This window comes from Microbulbifer variabilis (assembly GCF_052467165.1).
This window is the reverse complement of the sequence record NZ_CP174301.1, coordinates 329,173-347,771: the sequence shown is the minus strand read 5'-3', so window position 1 is coordinate 347,771 and position 18,599 is coordinate 329,173. Positions and strand designations below refer to the sequence as shown.

Below are 18,599 nucleotides of genomic sequence, written 5' to 3'. Positions count from 1 at the left end.
ATTGCGGCAGGGTACATCCAATTACCGAGAAATTTTCCTCCGTGATACTCCACTACTGGATGTGCGCGCACCGGTAGAGTATCAGCGTGGGGCCTTCCCCTCTGCAGAAAATCGTCCATTACTGGATGATCACCAACGCGAACTCATCGGCACCGAATACAAACGGCGAGGACAGCAGGCCGCCATAACCCTTGGATGGAAACTCGCCACTCAAGAGGTGGTACAGGCACGTCTCACCGCCTGGGAGGCTTTTCTCGATGAGCACCCACAAGGCTATCTCTACTGTTTTCGTGGTGGCCTACGCTCACGTACTACTCAGAAACTGCTTCGCGACGCAGGTTTTGATTACCCTCTGGTAGAGGGTGGTTACAAAGCTATGCGCAACTACCTTCTTGGTGAACTGGAAATCCAAAGCCGGCAGTTATCATTTGCTGTTATTGCTGGCCATACCGGCAGTGGAAAAACGGAACTAATCCAGTCGGCCAGTCGAGCTCTGGACCTGGAGGGCATAGCCAAGCATCGTGGTTCCAGCTTTGGTCGCACCGGATACAAGCAACCAACGCAGATCAATTTCGAAAACCAAATCAGTATCGACTTACTCAAGCTGGCACAAACCTCTGAAAGGGTTTTTATCGAGGATGAAAGTCACCTCATCGGACGCTGTGCCCTCCCCCCCGCCCTGCAAAGCGCAATGAAAGCAGCACCACGTATACTGGTTGAGGAACCCGTAGAGAATCGTGCCCGCCGTATCGTGCGCGATTATATCAGTGAGGCCTTACCACGTTTTGACGACACTGAATCCCCTGCTGCGGCACTTGGAGCGGATCTGCATGAAAGCTTGGGGAAAATACGCAAACGCCTAGGCGGGCTGCGCTATCAGCAATTAGACACACAACTGGCCGAAGCCAATGGGGAGCTACAGCGCAGTGGCAACAGCGACGCCTATATTCCATTGGTGATGGCACTGCTGAAGGAGTATTACGATGGGAGTTATAGCTATCTGATGAAGAAGCGTGATAGTGAAGTCCTATTTCGCGGTACCTACGCTGAAGTGAAAGCCTGGTTGGCAGATTCGGAAACTCTTATCCCCAATTAACTTTCACCCAGCACGATTACCGCAATAATCAGAAGCTACACATCAAGCCTTATGTGCCAACCGATTCAATTTAAAGCGACGCAGCATTATCCAGTCCCGAAGTCCGCGGGGCAGCCAGCGTGCCAACCAGGGCAATAAGCTACTGCGGTTTCCAATACGTACCAGAGTTCGTGGCCGCTTTCGAAGTAACTCACGCACCAACTTACGTGCAAGCGTGCTGGCCAGAGTGGCATTTTGCTGCGACTCCTGTGCGCGGGAGCGCACGGCCTCCTCCTGGCGCTTATATAAAGAGTCCGGCGGCAGTAACCCGCGCAGTGATACCTCTGCATGACGGCCAAATTCCGAGGCGATAGCCCCCGGCTGCACCGTCATCACGCGAATGCCAAAAGGCTTTAACTCGAGACGCAGTACTTCGGAAAGTGAGTGAAGGGCAGCCTTGGAGGCACAATAAGCACCAGAGAAAGGTGTCGCCAGTACGCCGGACACCGAACCAATATTACAAACAACACCACCCTTGCCGGCACGCATTAACGGCACACAGGCGCGGATCAGTGCAAGCGGTGCGAATACATTAGTGCGAAACTGATTTTCCAGGGCCCGAGTATCCAACTCCAGCAACGGCCCCATCTGGCCATAGCCGGCATTGTTGATCAGAATATCGAGGCGGCCATAGGCGGCTTTAAGAGCGTGAACAACGCGGTTTATATCCGCCTGGCTGTTTACATCCATGGCTTCAGTGGCAATGCCCAAATCAGCAAGCTCCTGCAAGCTCTCCGGACGCCGCGCCGTGGCAATAACAATTGTACCGCGACGATGCAACGCCAGGGCCAGCTCACGCCCGATACCGCTGGAACATCCGGTAATCAGTGCGACTCGGTCTGGCGCCACATAGCCCCGTCCGATCTGGGCCAGGCTCTCAGCTGCAAAGCCCTGACTTGAAGTGCGAAAGCTGGATACTGGCGGTCTGTTCACGGGGACTACTCCGTTAACTGTTCCAAAACCTCCGGCTGAACTTGTGGGTGCTCAATCAACCCAAAAATATTGCCGTAGGGATCGAGAAAACTTGACATCAGCACGCCCTCGCCAACATCCACCACATCGCTATGTTGTCGCGCACCCATGGTTCCGAGACGTTCGACCTGTGTGGCCATATTCACAACCGCCCAATAGGCGACCACGCCATCCGCACGGCTGATCGCACTGCGCGCGTCTGGATTCAAGCCCAGTTCACATTGGCCAATTCGAAACCCCACATAACACTCACTATCAAAATAGGGTTTCTGCTGCAGTAATTGTGTGTACCAGTCTTTGGCTTCAGCAATATCTGTTACACCGTAAATAACCGTGTGCAAGCCGAGAATCTGCCCCATTTGAGACACCCTATTGTGTGATTTTTATCCACTGATGGGGCACTATGGCGCAGCTTACTGCAGTTCCTGCTCCAGCTGCTCCAACAGGTCGAGTGGTTCCAGCTCCACTCCCTCCAGTTCAACATTCCAATTCAACCCTACCAGCAGCACGTCTTCATGCATACCGGTAAGCCAATCGTCCATAAACTCTTCCAGATCGATAGCTACAGCTTCATACTCGGCCCAATCACCTTCACAGTGCATCTCAGCAAATTCACGCTGCGACCAAAACGGCATTACTTCAGTCTGTGCACGTTTTTCTGATTCACACAGCGCAAAACCCTCTTCCCCCTGTAGTGCCCAAACACAGCCCTGCTCAGCAGCCTCAGGCAAAAAGCGCGCACAGTTCTCTTCAAAATCATTCGTTAGGGGTGCACTTTGCATAACATCTTCGCTTAATGGATTTGCCAGCAGTGTACGTTAGTTTTCTCTTCGCACCAATGCAGTAACCTGGCGTAATTTTCCCGGCCTGGCCTTAGCGAGGCTCACCAGCCATTTTTAACTTATGCATAAAACCCAGCTAATTTTTTCTTTATCTCGAATATTTTTGCTTAGACAATTATCGGCTTAGGCATCCCTTTCAAATACCGCCATAGATTCAACGTGATCGGTATGGGGAAACATATCCATGACACACGCCTTTGTCAGGTGGTAACCGAGCTGTGTCAAGGCCCCCGCATCCCGCGCAAGGGTTGCAGGATTACAGGACACATAAACAATTTTCTTTGCATTAAAACTCGCAATACTCCGCACAGCCTGCAAAGCACCACTTCGCGGCGGGTCCAGCAGAATCTTATTAAAGCCGCCCTGGGCCCAAGGCTGATTTATTATTTCCTCATTCAAGTCTGCTGCGTAAAATTGCACATTATCCAAAGTATTCAGCTCGGCATTCTCTACACCGCGACGGGTGAGTGCCCCCACGCCCTCAATGCCAACCACCTCGCCGGCACATCGCGCCAAAGGCAGGGTAAAGTTCCCCAGGCCACAGAAAAGGTCCAATACCCGCTCATCGGGTTGGGGATCCAGCCATTGCAGGGCTCTACTTACCATTTGGCGATTAATTTCGAAATTGACCTGGATAAAGTCCAATGGCTGGAAACGCATGGTGAGATCAAACTCTGGCAGCGCGTAACTGAGGAAGGCCTCCCCCTGCTCCGGCCATAAACGTCGAACTGATGTCGAATCACCAGGTTGTATATACATGTGTATACCAGATACTTTTGCGAAGCTTATCCAGCGCTCTCGGTCACCTTCCGATAACGGCTTTAGGTGGCGCAGTACCAGAGCCGCAACATCATCACCCACAGCCACATCCAACTGAGAAAAATAGGCTTTGCCATCGCAGTCAGCCACAAGCTGTTTTAACGTCGGTATTTGTCTGGCAATTGCCGGGTGCAGTACATGGCATTCATCGATATCCGTCAGATCATTACTGCGTTTTTCACGGAAGCCAAAAATTAACTCTTTCCCCCTACGGGATTTTAACTGGCGAATGCCGATACGTGCCTTGCGCCGATAGCCGTAGGATGCAGCAACCAAGGGCGGTAATATCTCTTTGGGCTCAATACCAGCAAAACGAATAAGTTGGTCCAGCAGGATTTTTTGCTTCTCAATAATCTGCGCACCAATTTCCAGGTGCTGCAGAGAACAACCTCCGCAGAAGCTGATATGGGGACAGCAAGGCGCGCTACGCTGAAGTGATGCCTGCAAGATTTCCACCGCTGAGCCCTCATCGAACCGGGCCCGACGAGCGCTATAACGAAAAAGTACTTTTTCACCAGGCAAAGCGTTATCGATAAATACAGTTTTCCCCGCAACGCGGGCAATGCCACGCATATCATGGCTGAACTTCTCTACGCAGGCTTCGGCCTGCGCCGGCAAATTTTTTGTCACCGGCTTGCGCGAGGTAATAAAACGCGGTTTCTTGCTCATGTTAATTAATTGAAGAATTCGAAAGATCTGATTTGTACTGATATTTTTTACACAGTGAGGCGGTGGCCATTATCACGGAGCCAACGGCGCAATTCTTTGAAACGGGGACAAACACTTTGCACCAACTCCCAAAAGTCACGGCTGTGATTGTGATGTTGCAGATGGCAGACCTCATGGGCAATGAGGTAATCCACTACAGGTTCCGGAGCCAGACAAACCAACCAGTTGTACTGTAGCTCTCCACGGATACTGCAGTGCCCCCACTTGCTTTTAGTACGCCGTACCCGCACCGAAGAAAATGCCAGCCCCAGTCGATCCGCCACCAACTGGGACTTTTCCGTTAACAGGACCAGTGCTTCGCGCTGATACAAGCGCTGCAAAGCTCCTTGAAGTTGCTCCTGTTCAGGAAATTGGGTGCGGGTATAAAGAAGGATTGCCGCTTCACCAATTCCTGCAGCTTTAGCATTAGAGGCACGCGCAAGTGGCAATGACCTGCCGAGCCATGGAAATCGCTCACCAAAAGCATATCGGTAACGCGGCACCTGGGATGCCCGCTGACTGGCGGCCAGTAATTGGGCTCGCACCCACTGAATATTGTCCTGCAGAAACTGATGACCATGGCGAGCTGCACAGCGTTGAGGGATACGTACCTCTACCCCTGACTGCGCCAATATCAATCCCAATCGCTTGCGTCGGGGTGAACGCACCAAGCGATAGGGAATATCCTCAAAAATAAATTCATCCGCCTCACTCATTGGAGGCACCCCAAAAAATTTGGCATCTGCTAGCCACCGTGAGCCACCACCGCCATGGTGATTCGGGAAATACAGCTTAACTTGCCATTGGGTGCATAAATCAATATTTCCCAAACCTGGCTGCTTCGTCCAATATGCACAGGCTTAGCCCGGCCAGTAACTTCACCCTCCGGCACCGGTCGCAGGTGGTTGGCATTAATCTCCTGCCCAACACAGTAGTATTTATTGGGATCCACCAACAGATTGGCACCAATAGATCCCAGAGTCTCTGCCAGCACCACATTAGCACCACCGTGTAAAATCCCAAAAGGCTGGCGTGTACGGTGGTCCACCGGTAGTTTACCCTCTAAGTAATCTTCACCAATTGCCGTAATTTCCAAACCGAGATAGCCGGGCATGCAGTTAGCACTGCCCTGATTAATCTCTTCCAAGGTCGGAGTACTGTGCCAAATTGCCATGAAAAACTCTCTAGAAATGAAATCGTAAAGGTGATCATCTGAGTTTAACCACTCGGTAGCACACCACCGTTAAACTCACCAATAAAAAAAGGCGGAGGAGAAAAAACCACGGGGATAAAGACCGGGGATAAAATAACGAGGACCGAAAAGCCCATAGCGATGCAGCTCCAAATCCAACATGCGTAACTCCCACTCGAGCCGACTGTGCTGGAAATACAGGGCGCGGCGCTGGCTGTCACTGTCAGTGTGCCGGAGGGCATAATGCAGAGAGTAAAGCTCCCGCTCTAAGTTGTCGCGACGCCACAATAAGTTTTGATACTGTTGTTCGATACGGTATTCAACGAGTCCACGCTGGTAATTTTCGACGAAGAGATCAGCAGTAGGGCCTGTACATACCCCTTCATACTTGTACCCCCGACGCCCTTGCCGATAACCATTATCCGGGGTGCAGAACTGCTCTATACCTTCCTCATGACCGCGCAACCAAGCCTCATTATCCACATAGATTTCGTAACTCAGGCATTCCTGAGCCAACTCCTGCACCAGCAGCGGGGAGCGTCCGCGGGCACCGTCCTGAACGCCACGCTCATACCAGAGCCCAGCGCGGCACTCATCTTCGGAAATTACTGCACAACCACTTAACACAGCAGCAAAAATAAGTAGGTATAAACTCACTTTCGTAGGCATAGGGTCGGCCTCCCGTTTTAGTTACTGTTCTCCCACAATAAAAACTCAGCCGAAACGTTTATCAGCTACGAAGGGGTTGGTTTTACGCTCCTGGCCAAAAGTCGACATAGGGCCGTGCCCAGGTACAAAGCGTACCTCGTCACCGAGCGGCCACAAGCGCTCCTTGATCGAGCGTATCAGAGTATCGTGATCTCCCTGGGGAAAGTCTGTGCGTCCGATAGAGCCAGAAAACAGCACATCCCCCACCAGGGCAAGGTTACTGGGACGGTGAAAAAACACCACATGGCCCGGCGTGTGGCCGGGACAGTGATAAACTTCCAGCTCTTCCTCACCCACAGTAACGGTATCACCCTGCTCCAACCAACGATCCGGAGTAAAAACTTCCACCGCGGGAAAGCCAAACATCTGGGCCTGCATGGGCAGCTGTTCTATCCAAAAATTATCATCTTGATGAGGGCCCTCAATGGGTAATTGCAGCTGCCCGGCTAGCGCAGCTGTCCCCCCCACATGGTCCAAGTGGCCGTGAGTAAGGAGTATCTTCTCCAACTTGAGGCCGCGCTCCTCTACAGCGGCAAGGATCTTGTCAATATCACCGCCAGGGTCCACTACCGCAGCGCGCTTGCTGTCCTCGCACCAAAGCAATGTGCAGTTCTGCTGAAAGGGAGTAACCGGGACCGAATGAAATTGCAGCGACATAGGTATCCTTAATGGGATCAGTTACAGGGAACAGAGATTATACCGTGAGTACCCGTTGAGATCGCTGAGCAGGTGCCGAACCTCCACGCTGTCCGTTTTGCAGCAGCGCGCGCAAGTCCCCAAGCAGCTGTTGCAGCACCAGGTCACTGGACCAGTAATCTTCCAGAGGCAACACCTGTGGACCTTGGCTACCCATATGGGAATCACTTAGTGGACGCGTCTCATAATCTTTAAACACGGCCTGGTTATAAGTAGGACTCAGTGGCTTTAGGGGCCAACCAAATAAATCATCGGGGTGATAGAAGTTCTTCCAACGAAATCGATAGCCGCGGGAGTCCGCGGTGACCGCCTGGATCTGCTCACGCCCCCTGCCAGCACACCAGAGCGGATTACTGGCTCCGAGGGTGTACCAGTAGCTCAGGGTCTTCAGTCGCAGGAAGCGTTCTCGCGCAGAACCCTTACGCACACCTCCGGGACCACCATCACGCCAAATTCCATGGCCAACACTCGAACGCTGGGCATCCCAGAGGTAATTGGAAAAACTGACGCAACCGAAAGAATGACTTAATAGCACCACCGGTGTTCGCTCACCGGCCGCTGCTGCAGCCTTTTGCAACATGCGATAAATCGCCCCTTGGGTTTTCTCATAGGCTCCATCACGCTGCTGGATATCTCCCAATTGGGCTGCGCCCTGGGCCATAGTACAAAGCAAGAATTTGCGCGCGCGCAGATAGTCCATCTCGCTCTTGCACATCCCCTGGAACACCCGATCTGTATTGCCCTGAAGGGATTCCACTGCCGTCAGGGTATCGCAATACAAGCGCGACCAGTCACCGCCGAGAGCATCTTTTAACGCCGAGAATAATGGGCTCGCAAAATCCCTGGGGGCCACCCCGGCTCCCGCAACGGCCAGGACTACAATATCTGCCATATTTGCCTCTTCTTATTATTTTTGTTGAATTGGCATCAGACCCTCTGCACACCCGACAGTGATCCAAATTGAACTCACTGCGTAAAAATATGTTGCGTATTTTGGCAAAAATAATCCGGTCAGGAGGACCGGAAATTGCCGCTATAACAATGCGCTAGAAGGTGATTAATCTGGTCGGTAAGACCAGTTTGCACGCCAGCTTTCGGGGGCAAAGGGACGTGCCCCTGCCGGCGGCTAACCTTAAGGGATCAGTGTGACTAATTTGATCCGCCCAGTAATATACTGCCCAAAGTCAAGTCCGCGCCAGTCTTAATCGAAACAAATCTACCAGTTTTACCCCTGCCCCCTGTCGCAGCGCTGTCACATTAGCGCTTTCCTGGTGCATAATAACCTTTGTACAAAAATCAGACGTTTAAAACGATCCCGCCCGCAGCGATGCTATTAACCTCCAAATACAGCCTGCCGGATTGCCCCGAGCACACACTGGCGCGCCCCCGCCTGCTGTCGTTACTTAACGACGGTCACAGCGACCAGTTGCTGTTGGTAACAGCACCGGCGGGCTACGGTAAAACCACACTTGTCACCTCCTGGGCCTCAGGTCAGGATAACCCGGTGGCCTGGTATACCCTGGATGCCAGCGACAACGAACCGAATCAATTCTGCCGCTACCTTGTGGAGAGTGTGCACCGCGCAACCGGCAACGGCGTACCCCAGACCTACCAGTTGCTAACAGCCCCCCAGTGTCCGGACCCAACCTCTGTCGTCAGCCATTTGCTGGCTGAATTGCGCGGACTGCCTTGCGAGCTGCGCATAGTGCTGGACGATTATCACCAGATCGATAATCAGGTAGTACACGACACAACCCGTTTTCTTCTGCGCCACGCCCCCGCCGGTGTGGGCGTCGTCCTCACCAGCCGCAGCCAGCCGCCCCTGGGGCTCGCTACCCTGCGTGTGCAGGGACGCCTACTCGAGCTGGGCAGCGATGCCCTGGCACTCACTACCGAGGAAATCGGCCAGCTGCTGAAGCAGCGCCTGCCATTTAACCTGGACGCTGATCGCGCCGCCCAACTACAGCATTTAAGTGAGGGCTGGCCCCCGGCTGTGCAACTATTCACGCTCTCTGTACGCGACCGCGAAGAGGTCGACCGTTACCTGGCAGAACTGGAGCAGGGCCATAGCCATATTCTCGACTACCTCGCCGAAGAAGTACTGGAACGGCTTGAACTCCAGCTACGTGAGATGCTCGCATGTACCTCAATTCTCACCCGCGTCAATGCCCAGCTGGCAGAGCGCCTGAGTGATCGCAGCGATGGCCAGCAAATGCTGGAAAGTGCGGCCAGGCGTGGGCTCTTCCTACAGGCACAGGATTCCAGTCGACAGTGGTTCCGTTTTCACCCAGTGTTTGCGCGTTTCCTGCAACGTCAACTGAGCGACCGAGATCAGTTGCAGCATTTACACACCATTGCCTGCGACACCTGGCAAGAGCTGGGCCAGCCGGTTGAAGCCCTGCGTCACGCCCTCGCCGGTGGTGACCGCGAACGCCTGCGCCAGCTGCTGAACGAGCAGGGAGAGCGGTTACTGCGCGGGGGCCAGTCCCGCCTGTTGCGCGATTGCCTTGAATGGCTGGGCGCTGAAGAGCTACAACTCAATGCGCGATTTACCCTGCTTTCAGCCAAGATGGCGCGGGAAAACTTTGAGTACGACCAGTGTGAGAAGAACCTCGCCGCCACTGAGAGCTGGCTGCAACGCCAGGATCCGCAGCAATGGCACCAGTATGAGGGTGCCTTTGCCACTATGCGCGCCCAGGTCGCTATCGCCCGCGGCCAAACCCTACAAGCCAAGGAATACGCTGAGGAAGCCCTGGGGCTGTTGCACCGTGAACAGCTGGGGGAGCGAATTTCCGCATTACTGGTGACCGGCGAAACCAGCTTCTGCCTGGGCGCATTGGAACAAGCCCTTGCACATATGCAGGAAGTGGAAGCCCTGGCTATTGCCGAGAAAGATATTCCCAGTGCCGCGTGGGCCATCTGCCAGCAGACCGAGATCGCTTTCGCCCAGGGTCTTTTGAAAAAATCCGCCACCCTGCAGGAAAAGGTGTACAACCTGGTGCAGAAACACCACCTTTCCACCCTACCAATTTCCGAGTTTGTCTGTCGCCTGCGCGGCCAATTGCAGTGGGAGTGTGGAGACCTGGAAGGCGCCGAGCGCTCCGCCCGCCGGGGAATGCAAATCAACCGCAAAGTGGGAGAGCACTGGCTTTTGCCTGAATACACCCTATTGCTGAAAATTGCTCAGGCGCGCGGCGAAAAAGAGGAGTCCCAGGAATGGCTCGACCGTATTGAGCGCCTGCTCTCAGGCGAACGCTATCATCGCGACTGGGTTGCCAATGCCGACGCCACCCGTATCCGCACCTGGCGCGCCCTGGGCAATCAACAGGCTATTACCACCTGGCTGGAACAGGCTGAACCGGTAGCCGACAGGCCCAGTAATCACTTTGAGCAATGTCACGGACGCAACCATGTACGCGCATTGATTGAGCTACATCGCTGGTCTGACGCCAATCGCTTGCTGAGCCGCTTGCAGCAGGTCGCCAAGGAGTGCGGCCTGGTGACGGACCGTCTACGCAATCGGGTATTGGAGTCCCACCTGCTTTGGCTGCGCGAGCGGCACAGCGAAGCAGTGGAAGCCATTTCCGTGGCGCTGCAGTTGGCCGCCGGGCGAGACTTCCGCGCCAGCTTCCTGCAGATCGGTAAACCACTGATCGTCATTCTGAAGGCCGCCCTGGAGCAGGGTCTGGAGGAGGCAGAAGCCACCAAGGCGCAGGAATTGATTCGCGTGACCCAGCAACAGCCTGAACTGGATGGTGGCATTCGAATTGAGCTGGATGACACCATCATCCGGGAGATTCTCGCCAGCGATGCGGTACCCGATTTTCTGCGCCATTCGCCACTGACTCCCAGGGAGTGGCAGGTACTCAATGCCATTCACTCGGGGCTATCGAACGAGCGCATTGCGCGTCACTTCAAGGTGGCACCCAGTACTATCAAGACCCATATCCGCAGCCTCTATCAGAAACTGGATGTCAAAGACCGCCAAGAGGCCATCGCCCTGGCCGAGCAAATGCTGCGTTCAGTGCAGGATCGTCCCTGAGACCACTCACAGCACAAGGATGTACTGACGCATTCCCACCGCAGCTCACTATAATTTGACGACACACCCAGGGTGAGTCAGATATTAGTGTGTCCTCCAACTACTCTCCCCCAGCGCGCCACAACTCTCAGCCTCTCCCCCCTGGGTGGGGAGGAGGTAGACCACTGCACGCTACCCCATACTCGGCGCATCCTTCCAGAGTGGGCCTGTCCCACCCTTCAAATAATGAAACAAGGCAGTAATCCATGAGCGGCAACAGCACAGAATGGTGGCGCAATAGTGTTATCTACCAGATTTACCCCCGCAGCTTCTGCGATGCCAATGGCGATGGTATCGGCGATCTTCCCGGTATTACGCAAAAACTGGATTATGTGAAATCTCTAGGCGTAGATGCCATCTGGATCTCCCCCTTCTTTAAATCCCCGATGGTGGATTTTGGTTATGACGTGGCGGATTATCGTGATGTAGACCCGATTTTTGGCAAACTCGAGGACTTCGACCAACTGATCGAAGCAGCCCATGAGCGCGGCCTGAAAATTATTATCGACCAGATCCTCAGCCATACCTCAGACCAGCACCCCTGGTTCAAAGAGAGTCGCTCCAGCCATGATAACCCCAAGTCAGACTGGTATGTATGGCAAGATCCCAGGGACGACGGCACCCCGCCAAATAACTGGGTATCCGTATTTGGTGGTGGCTCATGGCGCTGGTGTACCCGCCGCCGCCAATTTTATCTGGCTAACTTTCTCAGGGAACAGCCGGACCTCAATGTGCACAACCCAGAAGTGCAGGAGCAGCTGCTAGCCGACATGAAGTTCTGGCTGGACCGAGGAGTGGATGGTTTCCGCCTGGATGCAGTGAACTTCATTTTCCACCAGCAGGCCCTGGCTGATAATCCAGCGCGCCCACTCAGGATTGACGAAAAAGGGTTGCCGCCGGTGAATCACTACGATTATCAATGGCATCAACACGATAAGTCCCAACCTGAAAACCTCGTCTTTTTACAACGCGTGCGCAAGCTGATGGATCAGTATCCGGGCACGGTTACCGTGGGCGAGGTGGGCGATGACAACACCCACAAGATCATGGCCGACTACACCACAGAAAACCGGCTGAACATGGCCTACTCCTTCGATCTGTTGACCGAGGATTGCAGTGCTGAATTCCTGCGGGAAACACTGGAGAAAAACCGCGAGGTAATTGAAAGGGGTTGGCCCTGTTGGTCCATCAGTAACCACGATGTACCCCGCTCAATTAGCCGCTGGAACAAAGGCTTCAGCGATGAATTAACCCATGCGCGCGCCCCGCTATTCCTGCTTATGCAGCTGACCCTGCGCGGCAGTGTTTGTATATATCAGGGGGAAGAACTGGGCCTGCCGGAAGCGGATATCGCTTTTGAGGATTTGGTCGACCCTTATGGCATTAACCTATGGCCTGAATTTAAAGGTCGCGACGGTTGCCGCACGCCTATGCCCTGGTTGCAGGGGGGCGGCGAAAGCGCCGGCTTTTCCGCCAGTAAACCCTGGCTACCTGTTTCAGAAGATCACCAGCGACGCGCCGTCAGCATCCAGGAAGATAGCCAGCACTCCATGCTGAACCAGTTTCGCGCCCTGATTGAATGGCACCACACATTGCCGCCAAGCTTAGCGACAGCACAACAGGCAGTGATCAACACCGATAACGAATTATTGGTATTTATTCGCCGTGCCGCAGGAGAGGAACTCCTTGTTGCCCTGAATCTAGGTAAACACAGCGAGCAATATACCCTGCCTGAAGAGTTTACTGGTGCCCAAAACATTACCCCAAGCCTGTTTAAAAACCAGTGTAACAACAGCACCTTAACCCTGGATCCTGCTGGAGCCTGTGTACTGCATCGGAAAAAACCCGATTCGTAACCCGCTAACCCAGGAGGTTTTTTGACCGGCAGTTACTGCTGCTGATCGCTATTTTCAGGAAAATAACAGCACCTCTCCCAGGTATTTTGTGTTGCTTTTCTGTGTCTCTGCAACGTCAGCTTATCCTTTCGACGTCTGCTTCCTCGCCGGCCCCGTGCCGGCCTTTTTATTCCCCATTGAAAATCCTCGCAGGCAGCTCTTACAACATTTGGCTTCGACCCTGCTGCTAAATTAGATATTTGCAAAAGTACAAATTAACTGCCCTGTAAAATTACCCGGAATTTATGCTCAACGCCTGCGACCAAATGGAATATGCCCGTGCCTGAATCTGGGCCAGGAATTCAAACTGCGAATACCTCGTCGGTAGTGGCCAGCCAGGTAGATCTGCAAAAGGCAGAGCTTGGCGACGTCTATTCTGCACTCAAAACTACACCTAAGGGCCTAACCCGGAGTGAAGCTACAGCTCGGCTTAAGCAGTACGGCCCCAATACGATTCAAGAGAAAGAACAGAGCGCACTCGCCAGGTTCTTCCGTTTTTTTTGGGGCCCCATTCCCTGGATGATCGAAGCCGCCGCTTTACTTTCCGCACTTATTGGGCACTGGCCGGACTTCGCTATCATCATGGCACTGCTTCTCTACAATGCCATTGCCGGATTCTGGCAAGAGCATAAAGCCTCCAATGCCCTCGCCGCCTTGAAAGCCAGTATGGCTCCACAGGCCGAAGTACTACGGGACGGCAAATTCCAGACTATTGCAGCGGCCAACGTGGTGCCAGGTGATATTTTGCGTATAAAGCTTGGTCAAGTGGTACCAGCTGATGTGCGCTTTATCGACGGCAAATCTATTAGCATCGATCAAGCCGCTCTCACCGGCGAGTCCCTGCCGGTCAGCAAAAAAGTGGGAGATATTGGCTACTCAAGCAGTATTGCAAAACGTGGAGAAATGAGCGCTGTTGCTATTGGCACCGGCCGCAATACTTTCTTTGGACGCACCGCAAAATTGGTCGCAGGTGCAGGCCAGGAGGCCTCGCACTCACAAAAAGCCGTCACTCATATTGGCGACTTCCTGATTGTGCTCTGCCTGATATTGGCGATGTTACTGGTTGGGACCCAGCTGTATCGGGATATAGTAATAGCGCCCAACTGGCACTGGTCCGACATTATCAACATTTTGCGCACAGTATTGGTGCTGCTAATCGCCTCCATTCCGGTAGCTATGCCCTCAGTGCTTACTGTTACCAATGCCCTGGGTGCGTTGGCACTATCGCGCAAAAAAGCTATTGTTTCCAAACTCGAATCTATTGAAGAACTCGCCGGTGTAGATATCCTTTGCTCCGATAAAACCGGCACTCTAACGAAAAACCAGTTGAGCTTACATGATCCAAAATTATTTGATGCTCAAAGCAGCGATGAACTTATTCTCGCCGCAGCTCTAGCTTCAGAATCCGCTTCCAGTGACCCCATCGATCAGGCAATTTTTGCCGGCCTTAAAAATAAAAATCAATTAAATAACTTTCGACTAAAAGAATTCACTCCTTTCGACCCCGTTACTAAGCGTGCTCAGGCGCAGGTCACAGACGATAAAGGACACTTACTTTCTTTTTGCAAGGGTGCCCCCCAGGCGGTGATGACACTGTGCAATCTCAACGGTGATAAAGCAGAGAAAGCAAAATCCTGTGTAGAGGAATTAGCTTCTCACGGCCTTCGTTCACTGGGAGTGGCACGCTGTAATAATGGAAATAACTGGTCTTTTCTCGGAATTCTTTCCCTCGAAGATCCACCTCGGGATGACTCTAAACAAACTATCAGCAGGGCGCGGGAACATGGGCTACAGGTAAAAATGATTACTGGAGACGATGTCGCGATCGGTAAGGAAATCGCCTCCCAGGTAGGTATCGGCCAGAATATATTTGCAGCAGGGGATGTATTTGATCAATCGGAAAATATGGACCACCTGCCAAAGAAAGTGGTTGACTGTGTAGAGCGAGCTGACGGATTTGGCAGGGTATTTCCAGAACATAAGTATGCCATTGTAAAAGCATTGCAAGGGCGCGGGCATCAGGTAGCTATGACTGGTGACGGTGTAAACGACGCTCCTGCCCTTAAACAGGCCGACTGTGGTATTGCCGTCAGCGGCGCCACCGATGCCGCTCGCGCTGCGGCTGCTATTATTCTTACCGCCCCAGGATTATCGACCGTTGTCGATGCTATCGACGAAGCACGAAAAATATTCGAACGTATTATTAATTATGTGCTTTTTCGGGTTTCCATGACATTGGACATCATGGTTGTTGTGGTATTCGCCACCATTCTTTTTGGATTCTCTCCCCTTACCCCCGTAATGATTGTACTTGTCGCATTACTGGATGATATTCCCATAATGACCATCGCCTACGACAATACCTTACTGCCCAAAGAGCCGGTACACTGGGAAATGCGTGATCTGCTGCTTGGGTCAACGATTATTGGAATTTTTTCTATTGCACAAACAATGGGCCTCCTTTTAATTGGCATGGAATGGCTACAGAATAGCCAGTGGCAATCCTGGATATCACTTAGTAAGGAACAAATCCAGACAATTATTTTCTTGCAAATTGTCGCTGGTGGTCATCTGCTGCTGTTTGTAGTGCGCTCACGTAAAGCTTTCTTTAGTAAACCATTCCCAGCAATGAAACTGTTTTGTGCGATTGTCGGCACTCAAATCCTGACGGTGCTAATGTGCGGATTCGGCTGGCTGGTTCCCGCCATCCCTTGGAGCATTATTGGCTTGGTATGGCTATATATGATCATCTGGATGTTCGCCCTGGACTTGGTCAAAAAATTACTCTACCGCCGCCTGCAGGACATTTGAAAAGAGTTTAACTTTTTCTCAATTCACTAAATGGGAATAGCCATGGATTGTTTTAAAACCTTTCAGGTTAAACCTGGCAGTAAAGTCAAACTGGATAAAATAGATCCAGGATTCAAAGACTGTTACAACAGTCGCGAAGAAGCCAATCCAATAATAGAAAAGCTCGATAGGAGAATTCGAGCCCAGCAGTACCTGATGTACGCAGAACATAAGCACTCATTATTGATCTGCTTGCAGGGCCGGGATGCTGCGGGCAAGGATGGCACTATCAATCATGTATTGGGTGCTATGAATCCCCAGGGTTGTAACGTAACCAGTTTCAAACAACCATCTAAAGAAGAAGCTGCTCATGATTTCCTCTGGCGATGCCATAAGGTAACACCGGCTCAGGGCCATGTGGCTATTTTTAACCGTTCACACTATGAAGATGTCCTGATTCAACGGGTTCACAATATGGTACCCAAATCGATATGGTCTAAGCGCTATGAGCATATCAATAATTTTGAAAAACTACTGGCCGACCATGGCACCCTGGTCCTGAAGTTCTTCTTGCATATTGATGCAGATGAACAGTTAAAGCGTTTCAAGCAACGTATTGATGATCCCACAAGGCATTGGAAAATCAGTGAAAATGACTACACAGAGGCAAGCTACTGGGATGCCTATACCAATGCCTTTGAGGATGCATTAAGTAAATGCAGTACGGCTTATGCTCCGTGGTTTATCATCCCAGCAAATCACAAATGGTTTCGTAACCTAGCAGTAGCTTCTATCGTTGCAGATGCTATGGATGCTCTGAAGATGAAATTCCCTGCCCCCACTGTCGACATAGACAAAATCAAGAAAAAATATCACAGCCTGGATAAGATAGATATAGAGGAGGGGCTGGTAAATGCCCCTAAAAATAAAAAGCAGTGAATCTCAGCCACACAGGCTAATTACCTTGCACGTTCTTTATGGAAAAGAATTTCTCAAAAGCATCATAGACAGCCAGATGTAAAGCATCACCGTGATCCAGCTGCCCAAAATAACCAAAGTGCACCCTGGCTTTATTTTTCTCACTATCTAACTTAGTGAATAGCGACCTTGTCAATCTCTCCATAACCTCACCCTCTTTCCCTACGCCGACATAAACTAATTCATCAGCACAGCAATCTTTTGGAAGATCAGCCAATAATGATCCTCCACTCCACCAAAGACTTGGACTGATGATAATATAATTGTCGAAGTGTTCTGCACGCCTAAATAGAATTTCGGTAGCTAGAAGCCCTCCTAATGACTGGCCTATCAAGGTAGAATCCCCTCTCACCCGATAGTGACTTTCAACCAGTGGCCGCACTTCCTTATCAAAAACTCTATAAACTGATCTGCCCCCCCTGAAGATGGGAATTCCTTACGATCCCGGGATTCCGTAGAGGGGAAGGTAAAATCCCGCTTTCTGCCTACATTCACAACTCCAACAAGAATCGACTCAGGAACCATATCAATCCAGAAAAAGGAACCAAACTGTAACAAGGCTGCAATATGAATAAAATCTTCATTTGTAGATCCATCCAAAAGATATATTACTGGATAGTCCCTTTTTGGTTCTCTTTGATCACTCTTCGGCAGGTAAACATTCAGGCTACGCTTTTCATCCGATATCTTGGATGGAAAACTTATAGAATCTCCAATAACCAAAGGTGGTTTTTTAAAATCCTAAGGTCCCAACAACAGCTGACACCAGTGAAGTACAAAAGAGGATAAGCTATTTAGCTATTATTTTCATAATGGTAAAAATAAATTTTATTATTGAGTAAGGCGACATTAATCACTAGATTTCCACCCAAAATCATACAGCAATCAGTATAAAATTAACTATCGAAAAAACTATTAGATAGTACTACTACCCAAACAGTTTTTCTGCAACCGGACTGATATATCCAGTCCGATTGTATGTCACAGACTGCTGCGTGGTTAACTACCTCAGCATTCCTGCTGAGCATTAAATTCCCTTTTCTTGGCCTCATACCACTCCTGCATCACTTCAGGACTTTCCATCAGATTCTGCTTTTTTGCATGGCTTGTAAGTGAAGGGGATCCTGTTTTTAATACATCTCGACACCATGCCTTTTACTCATTTCCGCCATCTCTTCAAAGGTGCTGGCGCGAAACTCAAGGTCACAAGCATCTCCTAATTGTGTACACGTCATTATTCTCATTGGGATATCCCTCATTCAGTGATGGCCTTTTCAGCTCCAATCAACTTAGAGCTCAGGCATCTTTTCAAATTTAGAGAGGTCTGGGTCCATATAATCCCAGGAAGCACCACTGCCCGAGTACACGACCATGGATGGTCTGAACTTTTCCAAGTCGTGCAAAGTTCCTGCCCGCAAAAATTCAAACTGGGGCATTCCACTATTTTCCGCAGATATATGGGAGCCGCAATGAGGACAGAACCCTCTTGTTATCAGGTTGCCACTTTCCGCATACTTTTCATGGTATGTGAGCTTGCCAGAAATATTAAGACTATCTTTTGGAACTGCAATATTCGATATGTGTCCTGCACCACTAATTTTCTGGCAGTCCGTACACTGGCAATGCCCCGCCATTACAGCATCACTATCACACGTATAACTTACAGCACCACATAGGCACTCCCCTGATAAATTTGACATTTTTTCCTCCATAGTAACTTACGATTTTGAAGTTATTAAATCCTATAAGCATAACTTCAATTTTGCAAGTTACTGTATTACTA

General features: G+C 51.2%; 15 protein-coding genes and 1 pseudogene. 5 read left to right on the top strand and 11 right to left on the bottom strand.

Translation table 11 applies throughout. From position 1 onward, the window contains the following. Position 1 precedes the first annotated feature (1 nt). Positions 2-1,096: a tRNA 2-selenouridine(34) synthase MnmH gene (mnmH, locus tag ACJJIP_RS01560; RefSeq protein WP_444946093.1), complete on the top strand. Its 1,095-nt coding sequence runs from the start codon at positions 2-4 to the stop codon at positions 1,094-1,096. Between the two features lie 42 nt (positions 1,097-1,138). Here the strand turns inward: mnmH and ACJJIP_RS01555 are convergent, their stop codons facing one another. From ACJJIP_RS01555 to ACJJIP_RS01515, 9 genes are all read right to left on the bottom strand, one after another. Further along, on the bottom strand, positions 1,139-2,068 hold the full coding sequence (locus tag ACJJIP_RS01555; RefSeq protein WP_020414412.1) for an SDR family oxidoreductase: 930 nt from the start codon (positions 2,066-2,068) through the stop codon (positions 1,139-1,141). A 5-nt stretch (positions 2,069-2,073) separates the two neighbouring features. Next, on the bottom strand, positions 2,074-2,466 hold the full coding sequence (locus tag ACJJIP_RS01550) for a VOC family protein (RefSeq protein WP_444946092.1): 393 nt from the start codon (positions 2,464-2,466) through the stop codon (positions 2,074-2,076). 54 nt (positions 2,467-2,520) lie between these two features. Next, positions 2,521-2,889 carry a DUF2750 domain-containing protein gene (locus ACJJIP_RS01545; RefSeq protein ID WP_020414410.1) on the bottom strand — a complete coding sequence of 123 codons (369 nt, stop codon included), beginning with the start codon at positions 2,887-2,889 and terminating at the stop codon, positions 2,521-2,523. Between the two features lie 183 nt (positions 2,890-3,072). Beyond that, positions 3,073-4,437 carry a 23S rRNA (uracil(1939)-C(5))-methyltransferase RlmD gene (gene rlmD, locus ACJJIP_RS01540; protein ID WP_444946091.1) on the bottom strand — a complete coding sequence of 455 codons (1,365 nt, stop codon included), beginning with the start codon at positions 4,435-4,437 and terminating at the stop codon, positions 3,073-3,075. A gap of 47 nt (positions 4,438-4,484) precedes the next feature. Then, positions 4,485-5,192, bottom strand: coding sequence for a M48 family metallopeptidase (locus tag ACJJIP_RS01535; protein WP_444946090.1), 708 nt, complete (start codon positions 5,190-5,192; stop codon positions 4,485-4,487). A gap of 29 nt (positions 5,193-5,221) precedes the next feature. Beyond that, positions 5,222-5,650, bottom strand: coding sequence for a hotdog fold thioesterase (locus tag ACJJIP_RS01530; protein WP_020414407.1), 429 nt, complete (start codon positions 5,648-5,650; stop codon positions 5,222-5,224). A 75-nt stretch (positions 5,651-5,725) separates the two neighbouring features. Then, positions 5,726-6,337 (bottom strand): DUF2799 domain-containing protein, encoded by a 612-nt coding sequence (locus ACJJIP_RS01525; RefSeq protein ID WP_444946089.1) that lies wholly within the window; start codon positions 6,335-6,337, stop codon positions 5,726-5,728. Positions 6,338-6,382: 45 nt separating this feature from the next. Then, positions 6,383-7,033, bottom strand: coding sequence for an MBL fold metallo-hydrolase (locus ACJJIP_RS01520; RefSeq protein ID WP_020414405.1), 651 nt, complete (start codon positions 7,031-7,033; stop codon positions 6,383-6,385). A 37-nt stretch (positions 7,034-7,070) separates the two neighbouring features. After that, complete coding sequence (locus ACJJIP_RS01515) at positions 7,071-7,964, bottom strand: hypothetical protein (protein WP_020414404.1); 894 nt, start codon at positions 7,962-7,964, stop codon at positions 7,071-7,073. 435 nt (positions 7,965-8,399) lie between these two features. Between ACJJIP_RS01515 and malT the strand changes: the two genes are divergently transcribed. From malT to ACJJIP_RS01495, 4 genes are all read left to right on the top strand, one after another. Further along, entirely contained in the window at positions 8,400-11,114 is a 2,715-nt protein-coding gene (gene malT / locus ACJJIP_RS01510) for an HTH-type transcriptional regulator MalT (protein WP_444946088.1), read from the top strand. Between the two features lie 245 nt (positions 11,115-11,359). After that, a complete protein-coding gene (locus tag ACJJIP_RS01505) occupies positions 11,360-13,009 on the top strand; it encodes an alpha-amylase family glycosyl hydrolase (protein WP_444946087.1) in 1,650 nt (549 codons plus the stop codon). 318 nt (positions 13,010-13,327) lie between these two features. After that, positions 13,328-15,859, top strand: a complete 2,532-nt coding sequence (locus tag ACJJIP_RS01500; RefSeq protein WP_444946086.1) for a plasma-membrane proton-efflux P-type ATPase — start codon at positions 13,328-13,330, stop codon at positions 15,857-15,859. Between the two features lie 42 nt (positions 15,860-15,901). Then, positions 15,902-16,777, top strand: coding sequence for a polyphosphate kinase 2 family protein (locus ACJJIP_RS01495; protein ID WP_353375595.1), 876 nt, complete (start codon positions 15,902-15,904; stop codon positions 16,775-16,777). Between the two features lie 16 nt (positions 16,778-16,793). Here the strand turns inward: ACJJIP_RS01495 and ACJJIP_RS01490 are convergent. Continuing rightward, positions 16,794-17,539: pseudogene (locus ACJJIP_RS01490) on the bottom strand (alpha/beta hydrolase). A gap of 566 nt (positions 17,540-18,105) precedes the next feature. Further along, positions 18,106-18,516 carry a GFA family protein gene (locus ACJJIP_RS01485; protein ID WP_282952334.1) on the bottom strand — a complete coding sequence of 137 codons (411 nt, stop codon included), beginning with the start codon at positions 18,514-18,516 and terminating at the stop codon, positions 18,106-18,108. Between the last annotated feature and the right edge of the window lie 83 nt (positions 18,517-18,599).